This is a genomic window from Arthrobacter globiformis (assembly GCF_030817195.1).
Lineage (GTDB): Bacteria > Actinomycetota > Actinomycetes > Actinomycetales > Micrococcaceae > Arthrobacter > Arthrobacter globiformis_D.
In genome coordinates, this window is sequence record NZ_JAUSYZ010000001.1 from 771563 (window position 1) to 793500 (window position 21938).

21 protein-coding genes and 1 pseudogene are annotated in these 21938 nt (G+C 66.4%); 14 read left to right on the top strand and 8 right to left on the bottom strand.

The genetic code is table 11. The features are described from left to right. The 3 genes from QF036_RS03565 to QF036_RS03575 all read right to left on the bottom strand — a co-directional run bounded on the left by QF036_RS03565 (position 1) and on the right by QF036_RS03575 (position 2309). A complete protein-coding gene (locus QF036_RS03565; RefSeq protein ID WP_307099306.1) occupies positions 1–999 on the bottom strand; it encodes a 1-phosphofructokinase family hexose kinase in 999 nt (332 codons plus the stop codon). After that, positions 996–1802: a DeoR/GlpR family DNA-binding transcription regulator gene (locus QF036_RS03570; RefSeq protein WP_307099308.1), complete on the bottom strand. Its 807-nt coding sequence runs from the start codon at positions 1800–1802 to the stop codon at positions 996–998. The genes QF036_RS03565 and QF036_RS03570 overlap by 4 nt, the downstream gene beginning before the upstream one ends. 249 nt (positions 1803–2051) lie before the next feature. After that, entirely contained in the window at positions 2052–2309 is a 258-nt protein-coding gene (locus QF036_RS03575) for a DUF6458 family protein (protein WP_307099310.1), read from the bottom strand. A 170-nt stretch (positions 2310–2479) separates the two neighbouring features. Here QF036_RS03575 and QF036_RS03580 point away from each other — a divergent pair, with 170 nt between their 5' ends. The 3 genes from QF036_RS03580 (at position 2480) to QF036_RS03590 (ending at position 6936) form a co-directional block, all read left to right on the top strand. Then, entirely contained in the window at positions 2480–3097 is a 618-nt protein-coding gene (locus QF036_RS03580) for an alpha/beta hydrolase (protein ID WP_307099312.1), read from the top strand. A 637-nt stretch (positions 3098–3734) separates the two neighbouring features. Further along, a complete protein-coding gene (locus QF036_RS03585) occupies positions 3735–4481 on the top strand; it encodes an HAD family hydrolase (protein WP_307099314.1) in 747 nt (248 codons plus the stop codon). Positions 4482–4566: 85 nt separating this feature from the next. After that, the gene (locus QF036_RS03590; RefSeq protein ID WP_307099316.1) at positions 4567–6936 is read left to right on the top strand and encodes a glycoside hydrolase family 65 protein; all 2370 of its coding nucleotides are present in this window, start codon (positions 4567–4569) and stop codon (positions 6934–6936) included. Between the two features lie 63 nt (positions 6937–6999). Here the strand turns inward: QF036_RS03590 and QF036_RS03595 are convergent. Further along, positions 7000–8320 (bottom strand): annotated as a pseudogene (locus QF036_RS03595) (MFS transporter). A 61-nt stretch (positions 8321–8381) separates the two neighbouring features. Between QF036_RS03595 and QF036_RS03600 the strand changes: the two are divergent. The 3 genes from QF036_RS03600 to QF036_RS03610 all read left to right on the top strand — a co-directional run bounded on the left by QF036_RS03600 (position 8382) and on the right by QF036_RS03610 (position 10631). Continuing rightward, complete coding sequence (locus QF036_RS03600) at positions 8382–8972, top strand: hypothetical protein (protein WP_307099318.1); 591 nt, start codon at positions 8382–8384, stop codon at positions 8970–8972. 128 nt (positions 8973–9100) lie between these two features. Continuing rightward, complete coding sequence (locus QF036_RS03605; protein WP_307105745.1) at positions 9101–9898, top strand: hypothetical protein; 798 nt, start codon at positions 9101–9103, stop codon at positions 9896–9898. Further along, on the top strand, positions 9882–10631 hold the full coding sequence (locus QF036_RS03610; RefSeq protein ID WP_307099321.1) for a LamB/YcsF family protein: 750 nt from the start codon (positions 9882–9884) through the stop codon (positions 10629–10631). Before QF036_RS03605 ends, QF036_RS03610 begins: the two co-directional genes overlap by 17 nt. Positions 10632–10685: 54 nt before the next feature. On the opposite strand, the gene QF036_RS03615 is transcribed toward QF036_RS03610, so the two are convergent. Continuing rightward, positions 10686–12056 carry a DUF445 domain-containing protein gene (locus QF036_RS03615; protein WP_307099322.1) on the bottom strand — a complete coding sequence of 457 codons (1371 nt, stop codon included), beginning with the start codon at positions 12054–12056 and terminating at the stop codon, positions 10686–10688. Positions 12057–12106: 50 nt separating this feature from the next. Here QF036_RS03615 and QF036_RS03620 point away from each other — a divergent pair, with 50 nt between their 5' ends. The 4 genes from QF036_RS03620 to QF036_RS03635 all read left to right on the top strand — a co-directional run bounded on the left by QF036_RS03620 (position 12107) and on the right by QF036_RS03635 (position 14911). After that, entirely contained in the window at positions 12107–13036 is a 930-nt protein-coding gene (locus QF036_RS03620; protein WP_307099324.1) for a glycerophosphodiester phosphodiesterase, read from the top strand. A 12-nt stretch (positions 13037–13048) separates the two neighbouring features. Next, a complete protein-coding gene (locus QF036_RS03625; RefSeq protein WP_307099326.1) occupies positions 13049–13843 on the top strand; it encodes an AzlC family ABC transporter permease in 795 nt (264 codons plus the stop codon). Continuing rightward, positions 13840–14151 carry an AzlD domain-containing protein gene (locus QF036_RS03630; RefSeq protein ID WP_307099328.1) on the top strand — a complete coding sequence of 104 codons (312 nt, stop codon included), beginning with the start codon at positions 13840–13842 and terminating at the stop codon, positions 14149–14151. The genes QF036_RS03625 and QF036_RS03630 overlap by 4 nt, the downstream gene beginning before the upstream one ends. Positions 14152–14245: 94 nt before the next feature. After that, on the top strand, positions 14246–14911 hold the full coding sequence (locus QF036_RS03635; protein ID WP_307099330.1) for an SIS domain-containing protein: 666 nt from the start codon (positions 14246–14248) through the stop codon (positions 14909–14911). Between the two features lie 30 nt (positions 14912–14941). On the opposite strand, the gene QF036_RS03640 is transcribed toward QF036_RS03635, so the two are convergent. Together QF036_RS03640 and QF036_RS03645 are read right to left on the bottom strand one after the other, a co-directional pair. Continuing rightward, positions 14942–15106 carry a hypothetical protein gene (locus QF036_RS03640; RefSeq protein ID WP_307099332.1) on the bottom strand — a complete coding sequence of 55 codons (165 nt, stop codon included), beginning with the start codon at positions 15104–15106 and terminating at the stop codon, positions 14942–14944. A 226-nt stretch (positions 15107–15332) separates the two neighbouring features. Continuing rightward, positions 15333–15953: a TetR/AcrR family transcriptional regulator gene (locus tag QF036_RS03645; protein WP_307099334.1), complete on the bottom strand. Its 621-nt coding sequence runs from the start codon at positions 15951–15953 to the stop codon at positions 15333–15335. 112 nt (positions 15954–16065) lie between these two features. Here QF036_RS03645 and QF036_RS03650 point away from each other — a divergent pair, with 112 nt between their 5' ends. Then, the gene (locus QF036_RS03650) at positions 16066–16413 is read left to right on the top strand and encodes a thiamine-binding protein (RefSeq protein ID WP_307099336.1); all 348 of its coding nucleotides are present in this window, start codon (positions 16066–16068) and stop codon (positions 16411–16413) included. Between the two features lie 45 nt (positions 16414–16458). Then, positions 16459–17136, top strand: coding sequence for an O-methyltransferase (locus QF036_RS03655; protein ID WP_307099338.1), 678 nt, complete (start codon positions 16459–16461; stop codon positions 17134–17136). A 102-nt stretch (positions 17137–17238) separates the two neighbouring features. Here the strand turns inward: QF036_RS03655 and QF036_RS03660 are convergent, their stop codons facing one another. Beyond that, positions 17239–19392 carry a VCBS repeat-containing protein gene (locus tag QF036_RS03660; protein WP_307099340.1) on the bottom strand — a complete coding sequence of 718 codons (2154 nt, stop codon included), beginning with the start codon at positions 19390–19392 and terminating at the stop codon, positions 17239–17241. A gap of 360 nt (positions 19393–19752) precedes the next feature. Between QF036_RS03660 and QF036_RS03665 the strand changes: the two genes are divergently transcribed. Next, positions 19753–21357, top strand: a complete 1605-nt coding sequence (locus QF036_RS03665) for a multicopper oxidase family protein (protein WP_373460251.1) — start codon at positions 19753–19755, stop codon at positions 21355–21357. Between the two features lie 32 nt (positions 21358–21389). After that, positions 21390–21920 (top strand): signal peptidase I, encoded by a 531-nt coding sequence (gene lepB / locus QF036_RS03670; RefSeq protein ID WP_307099343.1) that lies wholly within the window; start codon positions 21390–21392, stop codon positions 21918–21920. Positions 21921–21938 lie beyond the last annotated feature (18 nt).

Consider the following 21938-nt stretch of genomic DNA (forward strand, 5'->3'; position numbering starts at 1 on the left):
TCAATCCTTCCGGAGAGCCGTGATGGTTACGGCGTCGGGGGTTGTTTGGTGGACTGCCGGGACGGTGGAGCCCGGCAGGGAAGCGGCAGCGGCGCCATGCGCCACAGCCTGGCGGAGGCAGTCAGCCGGGGCGGCGCCCTGGCTGGCGGCCAGCAGATAGCCGGCCAGCGACGAGTCACCGGCGCCGACCGTACTGACTGCGGTGACCGGCGGGTGCGTGGCCAGCCACGCGCCGTCGGCCGTCACGAGGACAGCGCCCTTTGAACCGAGCGTTGCCAACACGGCCCCCACACCGGAACGCACGACGGCGGCAGCTGCCGCCGCGGCGGCATACGGATCCGCTTCAAGTTCCTCAGCCGTGCTTGCCGAGGAAAATCCTGCTGCTGCGGCCAGTTCGGCCAGCTCCTCGGCATTGGGTTTGAGCAGGTCCGGTTTTCCGGACGCCACTTCTGTTGCGTCACCGGCGACGGCCGCTGCCAGTGGAGCGCCGGAGGAGTCGACGGCGATCTTCGGGACCTGGGCCCCGGAGTCGGCATTGCGCAGCCGCCGCGTGACCGTGGCATAGAAGTCAGCGGGAACGCCGGGCGGAAGTGAGCCCGCCAGGACCACCCAGCTGGCTCCGCGTGAACGTTCCAGGAGCAGGCTGATCAGGGCCTCCTGGGCGTCCTCGGCGAGGACAGGGCCAGGTTCGTTGATTTTGGTGGTCACACCGCCCGGCTCCGTCAGCGCCACGTTGGTGCGCAACGGTTCGTGGATGGCCAGCGAAGCGAAGGGCACGCCTTCTTCCCGCAGGCCGGCCAGCACGGGATCGGTTTCCGCGCCGGGCAGGACAGCAAGTGTTTCGAGGCCGGAGGTTACGAGGGCACGGGAAACATTAACTCCCTTGCCGCCGGATTCCTGGCGGACGGAAACCGCACGCTGCACTTCGCCCCGCTCGAGCGGACCGGGCAGCGCCACCGTCCGGTCCAGGCTCGGGTTTGCTGTGAGGGTGACAATCATGCGACTACCACCTCCACGCCGGCGTCGGCGAGGGCCGCAGCTAGTTCCGAGCTGGGTTTGCGGTCAGTGATCACGGTATCCAGATCTTTCAACGAGGCGAACTGGACGAGCGTTTCCGCATCCAGCTTGGACGAGTCGGCCAGCACCACGATGCGGCGTGCCGAATGGACGAAGGCAGCCTTGACGGCGGCTTCTTCAGAATCTGGTGTGCTGAGGCCAAAGCTTGCATGGATGCCGTTGGTCCCCACAAAAGCGATATCCGGACGCAGCTTGCCGGCGGCTTCCACCGTGCCCTGGCCCACCGCGGCCTGCGTGAGTCCGCGGACCCGTCCTCCGAGAATCTGCAGGGCGATGCCTGGTGTGCTTGCAAGCTTGGCGGCGATGGGAACGGCGTGCGTGATGACAAGGAGTTCCTGGGCCGGATCGGCCGGTTTGGCCGGAGCTGCGGCGCCGCGTCGGGCGAGGAGGTCGGCGAGGACTTCGGTGGTGGACCCGGCGTCGAGGAGGATGCTGCTGGAGGGGCCCTTCGGAAGGAAACCGAGGGCGGCTTCGGCGATGCGAAGCTTCTGCGCCTGCCGCTGGATGGTCCGCTCGAGGATGCTCTCCTCCGTGGTGCTGAAACGGTCTGCGGATACCGCCCCGCCGTGCACGCGGCGCACCGTGCCTGCCGACTCCAGGGCGGCGAGGTCCCGGCGGACAGTCTCGGTGGTGATGCGGAAGCGCTCGGCGAGGTCGGTCACGCTGGCGCGGCCGCTGGCTGCAACGAGCCCGGCGATCTGCTGCTGACGTTCCTCGGCAAACACATACCCTCCATTGCGTAGTCACTGCGCTGCAATTTTGCAGTGCGTCTTCCTGCACCCGTCGTATCCCTCGATCAGTAACTTTGGTCAGTGACCGCTGTCACAAATCTGCAAGTACTTGACTTTATCTTCGTTCTTGTTGGTTTGTCAACGAAAAAGCAACAGAAAACCAAAATGGCCGGATCCGACCCGAAGGTCCGGTCCGGCCATGCTGCTGGCTTCACCGCTGCCCGTTCATTTTCGCCGTCGCAACTAGATACCGTTGTCGTGGCTTTCATTCCGGGTGATCCTTTCACCCGTGTTGGGGTCCACGACGGAACGTGTTTCGCTGATGCGGCGGCTCCGGCCGGGGGAGGCTATGACCAGGGAGGCGATGAGGCCGATCACCCCCACGGCCATCAGGATGTAGCCGATCAGAGCCTGATCCACGTTGGGAATGAGGCCTGGTGTGATGGCCCAGGCAAGGATCGCGCCCAGGGCGATGAGGAAGATGGCGGAACCGATTCTCATGACTTGCTCCTTGCGTTCGCGGACTTCTCGTAACTTGGTTCTTACGGTTGGTCGTGCGTCATTTGCTAAGTGTGCTGTCAAGCGTCAGGCTACATCCGGCTAACTTCCGTTTCAATCAAATCCGCAGGTCAGGGCGAGGGTGGCTTTCGGCAACTCGATAGGCTGATCGGATGGAGACGGTTGTATGGTCCAAGCCGGAGGAGGAGCGTCCCGGCACCCCGCTGCTGGTGATGATGCACGGCTACGGGACCGATGAATCCCGGATGGTTAATCTCTTCGATTATCTCCCCGCGGAATTCACCTGTGCGGCACTCCGCGCGCCCATGCCAATCGCTGAGGGCTACGGCTGGTTCCTGCTGGACTATTTCCTGACCAACGATTTTGCAGATGTCATCGCCGCAGCCAATTCCGTGTTTTCCTGGATCGACTCGGTCCGGTCGCGCCACACCAGCGTGAGCCTGCTGGGCTATTCGCAGGGGATGGCCATGGCGAGCACGCTCCTGCGCCTGCGGCCCCGGGGCTTCCCTGCCGTGGTGGGGCTTTCCGGGTTCGTCCTGGACAACGACCTGCTGGCGCTCAGCGAGTCGTTTGACGAGCGGCCCCCGTTCTTCTGGGGCAGGGACAAAGCCGACCTCGTGATTAACGGGGACGCAACCGCCTACACGGAGGAGTGGCTCAACACGCATACCCGGCTCACGGCGAGGACATATCCCGGCATGGGCCACGCCATGTCGAAGGCCGAGATGGTGGACGTCAGTGCGTTCCTGCGGCACTATGTCCTGGGCTGAATCCGGGCTTCGGCCGAGGCGGAATTAAAAACAGTTGCGGGCTAAAACTGCAAGCGCTTACACTCTTCTTCGGCCGGGACCCGGCCGGCAGGCGTCCATCCGGGGGTGGTGGCGGCTGGCAGTGCACCAGTGAAGAGTGTTCGAAAGGGCAGGACCGCGCCATGCATCCTTGCGCCACCCGTCCTGCGGGGATGTTCCGCTGGCTTGCCCTGAACCGCCCGCGCCCTCATCATGGACATAGACAAAAAACCGTGCGCCCGCGCATGGAAGCCTTCTGCCTGGCCCGCAACGCCGCGGCGCAAGTGGCGGAACCGCGCGAATTCACCCGCCGGACATAGCCCGGCCGGTACGTAACCAAACCGGCCGCGCAAACAGTGGGACGCCGTTGGCGGACGGGGCAACGCAGCCCGGTCGCAGGATACGCCAGCCTGTTGTTCAAGCTGCAGAATCACCGTAACTGAACCCGCCAAGCCCGCTGCTCGCCAAGCCCGCTGCTCTGAACGGCAGGTGCTGCAGGCGGCAGGCTTTGCAGCGGCCGGTTCTGCCAGCGCACCAAACTCTTAGGTCACCGGTGACCACGTTCCTCGTAATTCCCAACACATTGCTGTCCGACCCCCGAAAGGACACGGAACAAAGCATGATCAAAACCCTGAATACCAGCGCTGGCAGCCGGCCAAACAGCTGGACCCGCGCCGCCGCCATCCTTTTTGACCTTGACGGCGTGCTCACGCCCACGGCCGTGGTCCACGAGCGCGCCTGGCAGGAACTGTTCGACGGCTACCTCGAAACCGTTCCCGAAAAGGACGGCTACCGGGAAAGCGACTACTTTGACCACATCGACGGCAAGCCGAGGTTCGACGGCGTCCGGGACTTCCTGACGTCCCGTGGCATCACGCTTCCCGAGGGCCCCGCCGACGACGATCCGGACAACATCACGGTCCAGGGCCTGGGCAACCGGAAGAACCGGATCTTCAACGACATTGTCAGCTCCGGCGTGGAGCCCTTCGCGGGATCGGTGCGTTTCCTGGAAGCCGCGCTGGACCGCGGACTGAAGGTCGCCGTCGTCTCCTCCTCACGGAACGCCCCCTCGGTGCTGCGTGCGGCGGGGCTGGCGGACCGGTTCCCGGTGGTCGTGGACGGCGTCGTGGCCGCTGAGGAAGGGCTGCCCGGCAAGCCGGACCCCGCGACCTACGAGTATGCCGCCCGGCTTCTGGACCTGCCCAGCGAGCAGTGTGTCGTCGTCGAGGACGCCGTGTCCGGCGTGCAGGCGGGCAGCGCCGGCAGTTTCCACTCAGTCATCGGCGTCGACCGTGGGGCCGGGCGGCAGACGCTGCTCGACGCCGGCGCCACCCTGGTGGTCAACGACCTCGAGGAACTTCTTTAGGCCCGCAGCTCCCGTACACCAACCGGGCCCCGCAGGCCCGACAGAACTTCCAGCACCATTTTCGACCGTCTAAGGAACGCCACTCATGGCACTCATCAACGCTGACCGCGTCCGCTTCCCCAGTGATCCCTGGAGGCTCGTGGAGACGAGCCACGTACCCGGCGACGCCGGGACGCTCGAGACGCTCTTCGCCCTCGGCAACGGACACCTCGGTGTCCGGGGTGCCCACTGGGCATCGGCCGATGCTGAACTGCCCGGCAGCTTTATTAACGGGTTCCACGAGATCTGGGACATCAAGCACGCCGAGAATGCCTACGGCTTCGCGCGCACGGGCCAGCGCATCCTCTACATTCCGGACGCCAACAACTTCACGGTCATCATTGACGGCGAAATGCTCAGCCTCACCGAATCGGCAGTGCTGGACTACCGGCGGTCCGTTGATTTCGCCACCGGCATCTACGAGTGCAGCATCGTCTGGCAGTGCCGTTCCGGCGCCACGGTGACCACCGTGGAGCGCCGGGCCGTGGGCTTCGAAGCGCGCGGCAGCCTGGGCATCTCCTTGGAGGTTTCTGCCGACCGGGCAGTCTCCGTCGACGTCACCTCGTCCGTCATCAACCGGCAGGACCAGCCGGTGGAGGACCATTCCGCCCACGACCCGCGCCGGTCGGGCCGGCACGCGGGCCGTGTCCTGCTGCCTCTCAAGATGGAGGGCGGCGACGGTTCACTGCGCCTGTCGTGGGAGGCCGCTGAATCGAAGCAGCGGGTGGGGATGGCCGTCGAGCACTGGACGTCCGCCGGTCACCAGCCGTTCGATACCCTCGTGGACCAGGACGACAGCAGCGTCCGCTACGTGCTGGCGGTCGCCGCCGACGAGCCGTTCCGGCTCGAAAAGAGCGTCAGCTACGCCGTGTCCCGGGGTGTCCGGAGGGGTGTGCCCGGCGCTGCGGACGCGGAAGCCGGGGAGGACCCGGCCGTCGCCGCGGAAGCCGGGCTGAAGCCGGTTGGCGATGTCTTCGCCGAAAGCGAGGCACACTACCGCAGCTACTGGGCCAGCGCCGACATCCAGGTGGGCGGACAGCCGGAACTGCAGCAGGCCATCCGCTGGAACCTCTTCCAGCTCGCGCAGGCCACCGCGAGGGCGGGTGTCGCAGGCATCCCGGCCAAGGGCGTCACCGGCTCGGGCTACGACGGGCACTACTTCTGGGACCAGGAGGTTTACCTCCTGCCGTACATGACGTATTCAAACCCCGACGGCGCGCGCCAGGTCCTGGAGTTCCGCCACGAGATGCTCCCGGACGCCAAGATCCGCGCCAAGGAGCTGAGCGTGGACGGCGCGCTTTTCCCCTGGCGCACCATCAACGGCCTGGAGGCGAGCGCCTACTACGCTGCCGGTACTGCGCAGTTCCACATCGCCGCGGCCGTTGCCTTCGCCACCAACAGGTACCTCTGGGCCAGCGGTGATTCGGAGTTCCGGGCCGGGATGGGCGCCGACCTGCTCATCGAGACCGCCCGCATGTGGGTTTCCCTGGGCTTCTTCGGCAAGGACGGCCTGTTCCACATCCACGGCGTGACGGGCCCGGACGAGTACACCGCGGTGGTGAACGACAACCTCTACACGAACGTCATGGCCCGGTTTAATCTCCGGGCAGCCGCAGCACTGAACCACGCGGCGGTCGACGACGCCGAACGGGAGCTGTGGGAGGCGGCTGCAGAGCGGATCCAGCTGCCCTTCGACGAGCACTTCCAGGTGTACTCGCAGGACAACGACTTCATGACCCTGGAGCCATGGGACTGGACAACGCCGCGCTCCAAGTATCCGCTGCTCCTGAACTTCCACCCGCTGGTGATCTACCGCCACCAGGTGCTGAAGCAGGCGGACACGGTGCTGGCCATGTTCCTGCAGTGGCAGGAGTTCACCGCCGAGGAAAAGCGCCGCGCCTTCGACTTCTACGATCCGATCACCACGGGGGACTCCACGTTGTCGGCGTGTGTCCAGGGGATCATGGCCGCCGAGGTGGGTTACCGCAAGGCTGCCTTAGAGCACTTCACCAATGCCGTGTTCATCGACCTGGACAACTCCCACGGCAACACGATCGACGGCGTCCACATCGCCTCCACCGGCGGAGTGTGGAGCTCGCTGGTGTGCGGCTTCGCGGGGCTCCGCGACCAGGGCCCCGTGCCCTTCTTCGATCCCCGGCTGCCCGAGGAATGGGACATCCTGCGCTTCCACCTGCAGCTCCAGGGCCGCCGGCTCCTGGTGGAACTCGATCAGGACAGCATTACGCTGACGGTCCTCGACGGCGGAGCGCTGGACATCGACGTGCGCGGGGTCCGGCACTCCGTGGCTTCCCAGCCGGTGCGGGTTTCGCTGGAACCGGTGCACGTCCCCGAGCCCTCGGTGTTCCCCAGCGGGCCGCCGACGGCGAGCATCCCCGTGGTGCGCGCCCGCGAGTGACAGGAGCTTGCTGGCGCCCGGTCAGGGACGGGCGTCGGCGGACACACGGTAGCCGGCACACGGTTAGCTGGTGGCCTCGGCTCCGGCGGGCAGCGGGTCCCGGCGGTCGAGCGGATGGGCGATTTCGTCCGTGGACATCCGGGCCACCAGCAGGGCCACCACCGCCATGACCGGGCAGACCCCGCCCGCCACCAGGAAGATGAGCCAGATCGGGAGCACGGCGGCGGCGGGACCGGCCAGCGCCATCGAGACCGGCATCAGCGCCAGCGACACGAAGAAGTCCAGGCTGGAAACCCGCCCCAGCAGATGCGGCGGCACACGCCGCTGCAGCAGCGTTCCCCAGATGACCATGCCCACACTGCCCGTGGCGCCGAAAATGAAAAGTGCCAGGGCCAGCAGCCAGAAGCTATCCATGAGCCCCACCGCTGCCAGCGGCAGGGTGCCCGCTCCCCAGCACGCCATCATGACGGTCAGGTAGCGGCGCGGGAGCCGGACGGACGCCGTAACCAGCGAGGCCACGGCGCTGCCGACCCCCATGACGGCCAGCAGGAACCCGAACATGCGGCTGTCCCCGCCCAGCTGGTCCCGGATCACGAAAGGCAGGAGCACTTCGATGGGCCCGATCAGGAACAGCACCGAGATGCACGCCCACAGCAGCGTCCAGAGGAGCCACGGCGTCCGGACCGTGTAGCTGACACCCTCACGGAGGTCGGAGAAGAAGGACGTCTTGGCTGGTGCCTTGGCGGCTCTGGGGGTCTCTGCAGCGGGGGCCTCGGCGCCGGGGGCCGCAAGGGCGTGCTGGCCGAGGAAGTTCAGGATGATGAAGGCCAGCAGGTGGCACACGGCCACGCCCGTCACCGCATGCGACGGCGACAACGCCGCCACAACGAGGCCGGCCACGGCAGGACCCGCCGCCTGCTGCAGCGTGGGGCGCAGGGTTCCTTCCATGCCGTTGGCGGCCAGCAGGTCCTCCGGCGGCAGGATCCGCGGCAGAATCGCCGAGTATGCCGGGAAGAAAGAACGCCGCCCCGACCCCAAGGACGAAGGCGCCGGCCACCAAATGCCAGAGCTGAAGCCAGCCTGCCATCGCCAGCCCGCTGACAGTTGCGATCACCGCAAGGTTGGTTCCCTCGACGGCGATGATCAGCAGGCGCTGCGGAACGCGGTCCGCTGCGATGCCGCCGGCAAGGACGAACGCCACGAGACCCACGCTGCCTGCCGCGGCCACGAGGGACAGCTCGAGCGGACCGCCGCCGATGTGGATGACCTGGTACACCATGGCCACCGCCCACATGCCTGAGCCGAAGATGGATATGGCGAGGGCGCCGATCAGGACGCGGTATTCGCGGTGGGAAAAGGGTCGAAAGGCGCGGGGGAGGGGCACACGGCAATCTTAGGCCGAGCCTCTGGCGCGTGGAACGCGTGCGGCGGGATAGGCTCTAGCCATGGGGAACACACCGGCCCGGCCGGGGCGGCGCAATGTGGCGCTGATCGGCGCAAACTTCGGCCTTGCCCTGCACCCGGTGGACCGGAACGGCGTCCATATTCCCGGCGAACCGGCCAGTTGTTTCGCCTCCTTCTGGGTGGCCGACTGGTCCCGGTGGGGCACCGGAACGGTCCTCATGGTCGCCACGCTCCAGGGCTGGCGCAGCTACGGCTCCAACGAAATCTTCGCCTCCTGCCTTGCCACGGAACTGACACGCTTCTTTCCGGAGGCCGCGCGCTTTCCGCTCGGCGCGGTCAGTCACACCCAGGACGAGTTCGACGTCGAACTGGACCTTGAGCGCGGATTCCGGGCGACGGGGCGGCGGGCCGCCCTCGAAATCTCCGGGGTACTCGACCGGCGGCAGTTCTCCGCGCCGGACTTCCAGCTGGGACCCGCCAGCGCCTCCATGAGCAACGTCTACCATCCCTGCAGCGGAGGCAAACTCTCCGAGTTCGGCGTCGAATGGCCCGGCGCCCCCACTGTCTACCCCGGACCCCGCGGGCCGTCCTCGTCCGCGTACATGGCCGTGGGCGAGTCCTGGGCGCTGTGAGGGCCGGGCTGATGTGAGGGCCGGGCCGGCACCGCAGTGATCAGCATGCTTGGTATCTTGGCGTGTGGCCTAGTGTTAAGGCTAGACGGCGGGAATTGACCGCCGCTTGTTCCGAGGTAGAGGTGATGATGGCCAAGCGACGCAACCCCGCGATGAGAATCGCGCAGGAGACAGCCCACAACGCCGTGTTCGACGCCCACGGCAATCCCAAACCCGGCGTGCACAACGTGCTGCTGAGGGCGGTGGAGATCCAGCGCCCGCTGGTGGTGGCGAACATCCGCCGGCTCCAGCGGCGCAACCCGCGCGCATCCGCCGCCCAGCTCGCGGACATCCTGGAGCGCGACTATCTTCGGGCAGTGACAGGCGGGGGAGCGCTGGTCGGGGCCACCGCCCTCGTTCCCGGGGTCGGCACGGTGGCGTCACTGGGCCTCTCCGCAGCCGCCACCGTCGGTTTCCTCGAGGCAACGGCCCTGTACGCCACCTCGCTGGCCGAACTGCACGGGATCCGGATGACGGACCCGGAGAAAGCCAGCACCCTGGTGATGGCCGTGATGCTCGGCGAGGAGGGCACCGCGCTGCTTGGTTCGCTCAGCGGCCAGGCCATGGGCCGCGGCAAGGGTGCCAGCCAGGCCTGGGGAAATGCGCTCGCGGGCAGGATGTCGTCGTCCGGGTTCGGTTTCATCCGTGAGCGCATCCAGAAGGCCTTCCTCCGGAGCCTGCTCAGGCGGCAGGGAACCGCCCTGTTCGGACGTGCGCTGCCCTTCGGCATTGGAGCGGTGGTGGGCGGGGCCGGTAACCTCATGATGGGCAGGGCCGTCGTCGCCAACGCGAAAGAGGCCTTCGGTCCGATGCCGGACACGGTGCCGGGCGAGCTCACGAGTCAACGTGACACAACGGAAGGTAGTACGGGTGGATCTGAACGCTGACCTCGGGGAGTCCTTCGGCTCCTGGACCATGGGCGATGACGCGGCCATGTTCGAGCTCATCACGAGTGCCAACGTGGCCTGCGGCTTCCATGCCGGAGACCCCGTGACGATGCTGGACAGCTGCCGTGCCGCCTATGAACTGGACGTCACGGTCGGCGCCCACGTTGGCTACCGGGACCTTGCCGGCTTCGGGCGGCGCTCCCTGGACATGTCCTTCGACGAACTGTTCGGCGACGTCCTGTACCAGCTCGGGGCGCTGGACGGCGTGGCGCACGCGGTGGGCGCCACGGTGGACTACGTCAAGCCGCACGGTGCCCTCTACAACCGGGCATTCCACGATGCCGAGCAGGCTTCCGCGCTGGTGGCAGCCATCCAGGCCTACGATCCCGGCCTGCCGATCCTGGGGCTTCCGGGTTCCGAGCTGCTGAAGCAGGCCCAGGACGCCGGGCATCCCGTGTTCCGTGAGGCGTTCGTGGACCGCGCTTACCTGCCGGACGGCACGCTGGTGCCGCGCTCGCAGGAGGGTGCCGTGCTGCACGACGTGGAGCCGATCGTTGAGCGGGCGGTGCGCCTGGCGCTCAAGGGCGAGGTGGTGGCGGTGGACGGGACCGTGGTCCGGGTGGACCCGGATTCCCTGTGCATCCACGGCGACACCCCCGGCGCGGTGGAAATGGCTGCCGCCGTCCGCGCCGGCCTGGAGGAAGCCGGCGTGGAACTGTCGCCGTTCGCCTAAAACCGGTTCGCCAAAACCCGTCAGCCCGGGGACTCAGCCCGGGGACCCAGCCTGTCAGCCGAACGTCAGGTGGGCCACCGTGAAGATGGCGAGCCCGGCGAGGGATCCCACCACCGTGCCGTTGATCCGGATGAACTGCAGGTCCTTGCCCACCTGGAGCTCGATCTTCTGCGACGTTTCCTCGGCGTCCCAGCGGGCCACCGTATCCGTGATCACCCCGGCTATGTCGGACCGATAGGTGCGGACCAGATAGCCGGCGGCGTCGCCGATCCAGGCGTTGACCTTGCCGGCCAGTTCCTCGTCGTTGACCAGCCGGGTGCCGAAATCGCGGACGGCCGCCTTGAACTTCACCGTCAGTTCGCTGTCCGGGTCGTCGACGGCGGTGAGCAGCGCGCCCTTGATGGTGGCCCAGGTGCGGGAAGCAAGTTCACGGACCTCCGGATCGCCGAGCACCTGCGCCTTGATGCCCTCCGCACGGGCGATCATGGCAGGATCGTGCTGCAAATCCTGGGCCAGGTCGGTCAGGTACTTGTCGATGGACAGCCGGACCTGGTGCTGCTGGTCGTCCTGAACCGCCCGGGTGAATTTCAGCAGTTCGATGTAGACCTTGTCCCCCACCAGGCCGTCCACGAAGCTGGGCACCCACTGCGGGGAGCGCTCGGTGACGAGCCGGCTTACCATCTGGTGGTTGGCCGCCACCCAGTCCGCGGCCCGGTCCACTAGGAGGTCCACCAGCTTGTGGTGGTGCCCGTCGGCGAAGATCCGCTCGGCCATGCGTCCCACGGGCGGGCCCCACGGGGGAGCCAGGAGGTGCCTGCGGACCATGGCCTCGATAACGGCCTGGACGTCGTCGTCGTTCAGCACTTTGAACGTACCGCGGATGACGGCGGCGCCCTCTTTGGCCACGCGCTCGGCGCCGCCCGGCCCTGACAGCCAGCTGCCCACCTTGCCGGAGATGTTGATGCTGGCGAGCTTGTCATGGACCACCTGTTCGGAGAGGAAATTGGTCTCCACGAACTCGCCCAGGGACGCGCCGATCTGGTCCTTGCGGCGCGGAATGATGGCGGTGTGCGGGATCTTCAGCCCCATGGGGTAGCGGAACAGGGCCGTCACTGCGAACCAGTCGGCCAGGGCGCCCACCATGCCGCCTTCCGCCGCGGCGCGGACGTACTCCAGCCACGGGTACTGCTTCTGCAGCGCGAAGGCCACGACGAACACCACAGCCATGGCAATGAGCAGGCACAGTGCCAGCAGTTTCATCTTCCGGAGTGCGGCCGCCTTTTCGGCGTCGCCCGCCGTGAGCTGGCGTACGACAGCGGGACGCGCCGGAGGGCGGCCGCCCTGTTCGTCGGTCCGCTCGGGGCTTTCCGGGGAAAGCTCCTCCGCCGAATCTTGCTGGGTGGTTGGCTGAGAGTTCACCTGCATGTGCCAAGCCTAGCCCCGCTTTGGCGGCCGCGGTCGGCTAACGTGTGACCATGACAGCCGACGAGTCAGCCCTAACCCGTCCCCTGGTCTACGCCCACCGGGGTGCCAGCGCGGATTTCGCCGAGCACACCCGCGCCGCCTACCTCCGGGCGCTCGCCGACGGCGCGGACGGCGTGGAGTGCGATGTGCACCTCACCCGTGATCAGCACGTTGTCCTGCTGCACGACTCCAATCTGGACCGGACCTCGGACGGTACAGGTCCCGTGGCCGAACGGACCGTCGACCAGTTGCGGCTGCTGGATTTTTCATCCTGGAAGGGCGCCCGGATCCCCGAGGCCTACGGTCCCAGGTCCGAACAGTTCCTGACCCTGCCGGACCTGCTGGACCTGCTGCGGGCTGCCGGGCGGGAGATCGGGCTGGCCATCGAGCTGAAGCATCCCAGCCCTTACCAGCTGCGGCTGGAGGACCGGGTGCTGGAAGTGCTGCGGGCCGAAGGCTGGGACTCCGCCACATCCAGGTTGGGCAACATCCGGGTGACCTTCATGAGCTTCAGCCCGGACTCGGTCAGGCACCTTTGCAAGTCTGTGCCCGGGGAGTTCATCTGCCAGCTCGTGGACGACGTGAATGTCACCGGGATCCGTGAGGAGCTGGGCCTAGGGCCTTTCACGGGCAGTGCTGTGGCCAACGTGATGAAGGCCGCGCAGCTGGAGGGTGAACGGATTCTCAACGAGGGCGCAGTGGAAATGGCCGGGCCCGGCATCGATTATGTCCGCCGGCATCCCGGCACTATCCGGCGCTGGCTGGATTCCGGGCGCCGGTTCCGGGTCTGGACGGTGGACGAGGACGACGACGTGGAGCTGTGCCGGGGGCTGGGCATCCATGAGATCACCAGCAACCGGCCGGGACAGGTCCTGGCCCAGCTCCGGCAGCCAGCCCTGGCGGCAACCTCGACCACAACCCAGTCGCAGCCGCCGTTGTGATTGAGTGGTGGCATGCCCATCACCTGGCCCCCGAAACTCCTGCGTTCCCCTGCGGTCCGTGTCGGCTTGTCCATCAGCGTCGCCACCGGCCTCTACGGGGTGTCCTTCGGGGCCCTCTCCGTGACCTCGGGCCTGGACTTCTGGCAGACCATGGCACTGAGCCTGCTGCTCTTCAGCGGCGGCTCCCAGTTTGCGTTCATCGGGGTGGTTGCCGGCGGCGGCTCGGGTCTGGCCGCAATGGGGGCCGCCACGTTGCTGGGAATGCGCAACGGAATATACGGAATGCAGCTCAACGTCCTGCTCCGGCCGCGGGGGTGGCGCCGGTACGCCGCCGCCCAGCTGACCATTGACGAGTCCACGGCCACAAGTACGGGGCAGCCGGATCCTGCCGAGCAGCAACGGGGTTTCTGGTCCGCGGGCATCGGGATCTTTGTCCTCTGGAACGTCTTCACCGCAGTTGGCGCGCTGGCCGGAGGTGCGCTGGGAGACCCGAAACAGTGGGGGCTCGACGGCGCAGCCGTCGCGGCGTTCCTCGGTCTGTTGTGGCCGCGGCTCAAGGGCCGGGAGCCGGTGGCGATCGCCGTCGTCTGCGCCATGGCCACGGTGTTGGCCGTGCCGTTCGTCCCGGCGGGTGTCCCCATCCTGATTGCCGCCGTGGTGGCCGCCGTCATCGGCTGGTTCAGCCATGGCCGCCAGGACGAAGGGCTTGAACCGGACATCGACCCCTATACGGAGCGGCACGCCGGCCATCAGCCGGGCACCGAACAGTACAAGGGCAATGGGACCAACCTCGGAGGAGCCAAATGAGTCTGTGGGTGTGGTTGCTGCTCTCCTGCCTCTTCGCCTACGCATGGAAGCTGGTGGGCTACCTGCTTCCGGCCAGCCTGCTGCAGAACCCCAGAGTGTCCAGGATGGCCGGAACCATGACCATCGGGTTGCTGGCATCACTGACGATCGTCAACACCCTGGCCAGCGGGCAGGCCCTCGTACTCGATGCCCGGCTGGGCGCGTTGGCGGCCGCCGCTGCAGCCCTGTTCCTCCGGGCGCCCTTCCTGGTGGTTGTGCTGGCAGGTGCGGGAGCTGCGGCCCTGCTCCGGCTGGTTGGCTGGAACTGAGCCGGCTGACGCGTCAGCCAAGTAGACGCGGCAATTTGAGTGACGTGAATCACATCCGTTGTATGCTCGAAGTAGCTAAGAGGAGCATCAAAAAATGAAGGCCGTCAGCAGACTGTCCCGTACCCGCGCCACCGACGCGCAGTTCGAAGTGAAAGCCCCGGTTGATATCGTCCTCGAGCACCTGCGCCAGGTGGGCCCCGCGTTGGCCTCCCTGCGGAACGAATCCTCGCGCTTGGCTGGCTGGGGCGAGGAACTGGCCCGCCGCCTGCTGTCCGGAAACCGCCTGCTCACGGCGGGAAGTGCCGGTTCGGCGGCCGAAGTGCAGCAGTTCACCGCGGAACTGCTGGGGCGCCACGCAGGTGAGCGCCAGCCATTCTCCGTCATTGCCATTCGGCCAGGGGTGACAGCCGGCGCTGCGCCCGTCAGTGCCATCGAAATCGCGCAGGGCCACGCCGAAGAGGCCGCCATCGGGGTAAGGGCGCACATCCGTTCCGGCGATGTCCTCCTGGTAGTCTCCGCCAGCGGGCACCGGCATGCCCTGCTCGAGGCGACGACGGCGGCGCGGGCAGCCGGAGCCACAGTCTGGGCGGTGACGGGGGCGGCGCCCAATCCGCTGGCCCAGGCTGCGGATGAATCGATTTGCATCAACGCTCCCAAGCCTCAGGTGCGGGAAGCGCAGTTGATCGCACTCCAGGCCATGAGCGAATGCCTGGCTGCGGCCCTGCATACCATGGCCGCCCGGCCGGAGCCGCTCAGGTGAGTCCGAGGCTAAGGTGAGTCCGGGCCGGACTCAGGCGGCTCCGCAGGCGTCGGGGGAAGCTGGCTCGGACCGTCTGGCGAGCTCTTCGGTGGCGAGGTCATACCAGTCCTGGGCGCCGAACACCGGCGTCGGGGTATCGAGGTTCCGGTAGAGTGCGTCCACGATGATGGCGAGCTCATCGGTGGAGGCTGCCATCACGGTAGTTTCAGGGTCCGGTGCGTGTTTCATGAACTGGGCAAGCTGTGATCGGTTCATGGTGCCACGGCCGGTTTCAGATGAACACATGAAAAGAATGACATGATGTGCTCCGTATTTGGGATGCCCGAGGCTGGCTGCCTAGCCCATCGGTGTGCCTAGCTTACTGTGCAAGCACCGTGTGCGGAATATGCCGGACTGGTTTCCGTGGCGGCAACATCAGCTGTTACTCAAACTGTGAGGACGGGAGCGGCACCAGGGCAGGCAGTGGCCTGGTGGGCCGTTCCGCGCGGATGGCGTCCTCGACAAGGGCAGCCGGGCGGCGCCAGGCGTCCGAACCCGGCTCCATGGTGTCGACCACTCCGATCAGCATTGCCAGGAGCCGCACCATGTCCGTAAGTGAGATGTCCACCCGCAGGGTGCCCTGGTCCTGGCCGCGGTCAAGGAGTACGCCAACAGACTCAATCAGGCTCCCGGTGATTCCGGTCAGCAAGTCCCGCCGGCCGGCCACGGCGCCGAGCAGGTTGGCATTGTCGCTGGCTGCGGTCATCACGGCGTCAATGACCCGGAACAGGCCGTCGGCGGCATCGGTGCCGGCAAGGGCTACGTCGATAACGGGGTCCACATTGAGCCGGAGCTGGCGGTTCAGGGCAGCCAGGACGAGCTGCTCCTTGTCCGAGAAATTCCTGAACAGTGTTGCCGGCCCCACTCCCGCAGTGGCGGCAATGGTCTGCAACGGAACATCCGGGCCATACTGCCGGAAACACTCGCGGGCGGCATTAATGATCTTGTCCACGTTGCGTGCAGCGTCAGCACGAAGTGGCTTGCGCTCTACTGCGAGGTTCATGAAACCAAGGTTAGCAACGCTGTGTCAGCCTGACTCCGTTACCGGTTGGTAGCGCCGAATATGACACAGCACACGGTCCGGGCGGCAGATTCCTCCGTGTCAGACTGGACCCATGTTGCTTGCCTTTTCAGTCGCCCCTTCCGGAATTCCCGCTGATCCTGTCTACGCCGCGGCGGGGCAGGGCGATGCCTCAGTGCACGACGCCGTGGCTGCCGCCGTCAAGATCGTCAGGGAATCCGGGCTGCCCAATAAGACGGACTCCATGTTCACCACCATCGAGGGTGAGTGGGACGAGGTGTTCGACGTGGTCAAGCGCGCCACCGAGGCGGTGGGGAAATTCGGCAGCAGGGTGTCTCTGGTGATCAAGGCCGACATCCGGCCCGGCTATTCCGGCGAACTCACCGCGAAGGTGGAGCGCCTGGAAGGTGCCCTGAACGGTCCCCAAACCGAAGGCCACTGACGGGGCAGCCTAGCCGGGCCGGGCGCTTGCTGTAAGACTGGGCGCATGTTTGAGCACAAGCCGCGGCCCCAGTGGACGGCCGTAGAAGAGTACCTGTCCGACGTCGTCGTCCACCCCGACGCTGCCGTCCAGCGCGCCGTCCGGTCCGCCGAAGAGGCCGGGATGCCGCCGATCGAGGTGACCCCGAACGCCGGAAAGCTTTTGAAACTGCTGGTGCGGGCGTCCGGCGCCCGCAGGGTGCTGGAGATCGGCACGCTGGCTGGCTTCAGCACTATCTGGATGGCCCAGGGAATGCCCGACGACGGGCGGCTGGTGACGTGCGAATACCTCCAGAAGCATTCCGATATTGCCCGGGCAAACGTGGACGCGGCCGGCGTGGGCCACAAGGTGGAGATCCGGACAGGCGCGGCGCTGGACACGCTCGCCGCCCTCGAGGCCGAAGGTGCAGCTCCGTTCGACTTCGTCTTCATCGATGCGGACAAGGAAAACAACCCGCAGTACCTGGAGTGGGCAGTTCGGCTGGGCAAGGCCGGAACCAGCATCGTGATGGACAACGTCGTGTGGGAGGGTGTGGCGCTGGACCCCTCCATCGATGAGGTCAACGCCCCCGGAATCATCGGCGCGCTGAAGATGATGGGGGAGGACAGCCGGCTGGACGCCACCGTCATCCAGACCGTGGGGTCGAAGGGCTGGGACGGCTTCGCGCTGGCCGTTGTGCGCTAGCGCCCTTTAGCATCGCCCCCACAGCGAAGCACCGCCCGCGTACTGGCTGTACGCGGGCGGTGCTCTTTTTGCTGGGTACTCTTCCTTTCAGGAGCCGGTGAGCTACTGGATGGAGCTCATTGAGTTCCAGCCGATACCGGCTACGGACTTGCTGACGAGGGTGCTGCCGTTGCCGCGGTAAAGGAGGAGGCTTCCCCTCGAATCACGGGCGATGATGTCCGCCCTGCCGTCACCGCTGAGGTCACCGGGAGCCGCCAGGGAGCTCAGGCCGCCCCAGCCGGCGCCGATCTGGACCCGGGCGAGGAACCCGCCGGCTCCGTCGCCCCGGTAGAGCCAGAGGCTGCCGGCAGCGTCCCGGGAAACGATATCGGGCTTCGCGTCACCGTTGAAGTCGGTGCCCAGAATGCTGTTCTGGGTGTTCCAGCTGCTGCCGATCAGGATCCGTGCGGAAAGGCCGCCGTTGCCCGTGCCGGGGAAGGCGTAAAGCCTGCCAGCGCTGTCGCGGACCACCAGGTCTGCCTTGCGGTCACCGTTGACGTCCCCTGCAGCGGTGATGGCCGTGAAGGAGTTCCAGCCCGAGCCGATCTGGATACGTGACGAGAATCCGCCGAGGCCGTTGCCCTTGTAGAGGTACAGCAGGCCGGTGGAGGACCTGGCGATGACGTCGGCCTTGCGGTCGTTGTTGAAGTCGCCACTGCTGATGATCGACGTCATCGAGTTCCAGCCGGTTCCGACCTTGGTCCGGGTGAGGAAGCCACCCGTGCCGTTGCCGCGGTAGAGCCAGAGTGTTCCGGTGGAATCGCGGGAAACGATGTCGGCCCGGCCGTCACCATTGAAGTCCTGCACCTTGCGGTACGGAGAGGTGACAGTGGTGCCGATCTGCACGGTGCGGCTCGCCAGCGGGCTGACGTTGCCGGCGGCGTCCGTGGCACGGACGAGGAAGTTGTACGTGCCGCTGACCTGTGCGTCCCACGTCTTCGGTGAGGCGCAGGTCGGATCCCAGACCACGTTGGTGGGCTGGAGCTGGCATTCGAACCGCGCGCCCGTATCACTGCTCGTGAAGCTCAGGGTCGGGGTGTTGTCCAGGCTGGGCGAGGACGGGAACGGTGACACGATCGAAACCGGCGGTGCGACCGTGTCCACGGTGAACCTGAGGGTCCCGGAAGTCAGTCCGCCGGCAACAGACTGCACAGAGTGGGGGCCGTTGGCCAGCGTGGGCAGCTTCAGGGAGTAGGTAGAACCCGTAACGGTGGCAGCCCGGGGAGCGCCGCCGTCGACGATGAGCTGAACCGGACCAGCGGTTCCCGCGGGCAGGGTGCCCGTGATGGTAGGCGCGTTTACCCTCGTGATGTTGTCGGAGCTGGAGCGGCCGCTGTCGCTGGTTGCAGGCAGGTCAGGGGTATCGGGGCCCCCAACGGAGTCCGTCGCGATGAGGCCCTGGACCGTGAAGGTGTTCACCGTGAGGGTGTTCACGCCCGGCCCGCCGGCATTCGGTCCGACGACGCTCACGAAGTTGTTGCCCGAGGGGGCGCCGGTGACGGTCCGCGCGGTGTTGATGTCGCCCAGGGTGCCGGCCGCAGCGCCCACCTGGCGGAGGAAGGTCGCGGTGGTCCCCCTGCCGAAGTCCCCGAGGAAGGCGGCTCCGACGCCGGCCCAGTTGCACGCAGCGTCCGGGGTGGGGGCGCAGGCGCCCTGGTCCAGGGTCTCGTTGATGACGCCATCGGCGTCAGCCGTGAACGTGTGGATGCCGTACGGGTGGGTGATGGTGTACGACTGTCCGGCCACGAGGCCGTCCAGGCGGAACCGGAGCCGTCCAAAGCCCATCTGGTCGCCGTCGACCACTGGTCCGTTGGCATGCGCTGCTTCGAGGGCCGCTTCGTAGAGGCCAAGATTGCCGCTGGACGCTTCAGCGGCGAACCAGAAGGCTTCGTCGGGGAAGTTGTCCGGGTAGGACGCCGGCTGGTCCGGGTTCGGCGGCTCGACGAGGCACCCCTGCCCCGCCTGGTAGCAGAGCTGCAGCCGGACGGTGCCGTCCGAAAACCAGGTGGGGAACCCGTTTGCGGGGTCGACCGGGCCCATCCCGGCCGTTTCGGCGTTCGCGGGAACAGCGCCGAGGGGCGACAAAGCAGCGGCGAGCAGAGCGCCGGCAACAGCCGGGGCAAGGCGCCCGGCGGTGGTGGAGGGCTTGCGGTGCGCTGGCCGGGAGCGGTTGGCTCCGTCAGGCACCACAGGCCTGCTTACAGATTGCGAGAACATTGAGACTCCTTGTGGACACTCGATTTGTGGCCCCCAGTACCTTCAAGGCCAAGCCGGGAGATGCGTTCCCAACTGCGTCAACATTGGACGCAGCACCTTGGATAAAGGTCGTATAAAACCGGTGGAAATCGGGGTTTGCACTGGCCCAAGTTCGCGTACGTCCCTGGCTGTGGTCCGGAAATCATGTGGATTTCGGTCGGGAAACGGAATTAGACCATCGATTTGAGGGGGCCCAATTGGGGGTGGCCTCCGGCGACCCCCACCCTTCCCAGCCCGGTCCGGTTTTTTCCAAGTACGCCGCGACATCCTCGAAGCATCCCAACCGGTCTCGAACCATCCCTATCGAAAGGAGGCCCGGTGCTGACAGTGTCCAGACGAAATGTCCTTCTACTGGGCGGACTCGGCGTTGTCGGGGCAGGCGTACTGTCGCTCCCGCGGGGCGAGGTGGAGGCCAAGTCCGCCAGCAGGCTAAGCAGTGCAGAGATGCCCAAACCGTTCCAGTCCGCTTTCGTGAAGCCACCGGTGCTGGCACCGGACAAGGTGGGCGTGGACCCCGCCGACGGCCAGCCAGTCAACTATTACACCGTGACCGAGAAGGCAGCCATGGCGTCCATCCTGCCGCGGCTCCAAACACCGATCCTGGGCTACAACGGGATTTTCCCCGGTCCCACGATCAGCCTGGAGCAGGGCACCAAGGCAGTGGTACGGGTCCGGAACCAGCTTCCCGCAACGCACCCGAACGATGGGCACGTGCTCTCCACGTCCACGCACCTGCACGGTTCAGCCTCGCTGCCGCAGTTCGACGGGTATGCCAGTGACGTCACCCATCCCGGGTTTTTCAAGGACTATCACTACCCGAACTTCCAGCCCGCGCGCACGCTCTGGTACCACGACCACGGGGTGCACTTCACAGCACAGAATGCCTACTCCGGCCTGGCCGCCCAATACCACCTGCACGATCCGCTGGAACGGCAGCTGCTCCCGCAGGGCGACTTCGACGTGCCGCTCATCATTTCCGACGCCATGTTCGCCGCGAACGGCGCCCTGGGCTATGACGACAACACCCACTCAGGCCTGTGGGGGGATGTCATCCTGGTCAATGGCAAGCCGTGGCCGGTCATGAAGGTGCAGAAGCGCATTTACCGCTTCCGGGTCCTGAACTGCAGCATATCCCGCTCCGTCAGGCTGGTCCTGAGCACCGGGGATCCGCTGATCATCGTTGGTACCGACGGCGGCCTGGTCCCCGCACCTCAAAAGGTGGCCAACTACCGCCATGGCGGGGCAGAGCGGTACGAGCTGCTCATCGATTTCCGGAAGTACAAGACCGGCCAGAGGATCGAGCTGCGCAACCTGTCCAACCCGAACAACGTTGACTACGACTTCACCAACAAGGTGATGGCCTTCGACGTTACGGATGAGCCGGTCAACACGAGCGACCCGACCTGGAACACGGTGCCCACGCAGCTGGCGCCCGCGAACGAGGTCATGGCGATGACGGAGAAGCAGGCCACGAAGGTCCGGAAGTTCCGGGTCAAGCGGAACGATGCCACCAACATGTGGACTATTGACGACGACAGCTGGCAGGACGTCATTGCCAGCGGCTACAAGAAGGTTGCCGCGGAGGTTGACCTGGACGCCGTTGAGGTGTGGGAGATCGAGAACAGGTCCGGCGGCTGGTTCCACCCCGTGCACATCCACCTCGTGGATTTCAAGATCTTGAGCCGCAACGGCCGTGCACCGTTTCCCCAGGAGCTCGGACCCAAGGATGTTGTCTACGTGGGTGAGGGGGAGACGGTCCGGCTGCTCATGAAGTTCGGTCCGCACCGCGGCCGCTACATGGTGCACTGCCACAACCTGCCCCACGAGGACCACGACATGATGGTTCAGTTCCGGGTGGGGCTGAAGGAAGATGACAACGATCCCAACGACCCCATGACGGCGGCGCTGCCCCAATGGGACGGCTAGCGGCGCACAGGGCCGATCCAAAATCCAGGGTGGTGCCTGACAGCAGAGCAGTCACCGAGAACCCTGCCGGATCCGCCCGGCAGGGTTTTCGGGGGAGGACAATCACGACGGCGGTGCTGCTGGCCGCCGGTCTGCTCGCCTCCCGCCTGTGGCTGGTGGAGCCGGTGACGGTCAGCTCGGAAAGCATGGAACCGGCGCTGCCCAAGGGCAGCACGGTCCTGATGTTCAAGCCGGGGCCTGCGTTGGGTTTCCTCAGGGCCGGAGACCTGGTGGTGTTCACAAGCCCGGAGGACGGTAACCCTGCCGTGAAGCGGGCCATTGCCTTCGGGGGCCAGACCGTTGCCATCGAGGATTCGGTGCTGGTGGTGGACGGGATTGCGCAGGCCGAGCCGGGGATCGACCACAGCCGCATCGACGGCACCTACTTTGGTCCGGTCACGGTGCCGGCCGGTCACGTCTTCGTTCTGGGGGACAATCGGGCGGGCTCCATCGATTCACGCACATACGGGAGCGTTCCGCTGGAATCGCTGCAGGCAACGGTGCTGTGGCCCTTTGGCCGCTAATACAGATGCCCGCGCCAA

Coding starts and splice junctions, on each gene's coding strand:
- QF036_RS03585 (WP_307099314.1), top strand. CDS start 3,735: ATGATCAAAACCCTGAATACCAGCGCTGGCAGCCGGCCAAACAGCTGG.
- QF036_RS03645 (WP_307099334.1), bottom strand. CDS start 15,953: ATGAACCTCGCAGTAGAGCGCAAGCCACTTCGTGCTGACGCTGCACGC.
- QF036_RS03565 (WP_307099306.1), bottom strand. CDS start 999: ATGATTGTCACCCTCACAGCAAACCCGAGCCTGGACCGGACGGTGGCG.
- QF036_RS03615 (WP_307099322.1), bottom strand. CDS start 12,056: ATGCAGGTGAACTCTCAGCCAACCACCCAGCAAGATTCGGCGGAGGAG.
- QF036_RS03630 (WP_307099328.1), top strand. CDS start 13,840: ATGAGTCTGTGGGTGTGGTTGCTGCTCTCCTGCCTCTTCGCCTACGCA.
- QF036_RS03600 (WP_307099318.1), top strand. CDS start 8,382: ATGGGGAACACACCGGCCCGGCCGGGGCGGCGCAATGTGGCGCTGATC.
- QF036_RS03650 (WP_307099336.1), top strand. CDS start 16,066: ATGTTGCTTGCCTTTTCAGTCGCCCCTTCCGGAATTCCCGCTGATCCT.
- QF036_RS03655 (WP_307099338.1), top strand. CDS start 16,459: ATGTTTGAGCACAAGCCGCGGCCCCAGTGGACGGCCGTAGAAGAGTAC.
- QF036_RS03580 (WP_307099312.1), top strand. CDS start 2,480: ATGGAGACGGTTGTATGGTCCAAGCCGGAGGAGGAGCGTCCCGGCACC.
- QF036_RS03625 (WP_307099326.1), top strand. CDS start 13,049: ATGCCCATCACCTGGCCCCCGAAACTCCTGCGTTCCCCTGCGGTCCGT.
- QF036_RS03605 (WP_307105745.1), top strand. CDS start 9,101: ATGGCCAAGCGACGCAACCCCGCGATGAGAATCGCGCAGGAGACAGCC.
- QF036_RS03590 (WP_307099316.1), top strand. CDS start 4,567: ATGGCACTCATCAACGCTGACCGCGTCCGCTTCCCCAGTGATCCCTGG.
- QF036_RS03635 (WP_307099330.1), top strand. CDS start 14,246: ATGAAGGCCGTCAGCAGACTGTCCCGTACCCGCGCCACCGACGCGCAG.
- QF036_RS03640 (WP_307099332.1), bottom strand. CDS start 15,106: ATGGCAGCCTCCACCGATGAGCTCGCCATCATCGTGGACGCACTCTAC.
- QF036_RS03620 (WP_307099324.1), top strand. CDS start 12,107: ATGACAGCCGACGAGTCAGCCCTAACCCGTCCCCTGGTCTACGCCCAC.
- QF036_RS03575 (WP_307099310.1), bottom strand. CDS start 2,309: ATGAGAATCGGTTCCGCCATCTTCCTCATCGCCCTGGGCGCGATCCTT.
- QF036_RS03660 (WP_307099340.1), bottom strand. CDS start 19,392: ATGTTCTCGCAATCTGTAAGCAGGCCTGTGGTGCCTGACGGAGCCAAC.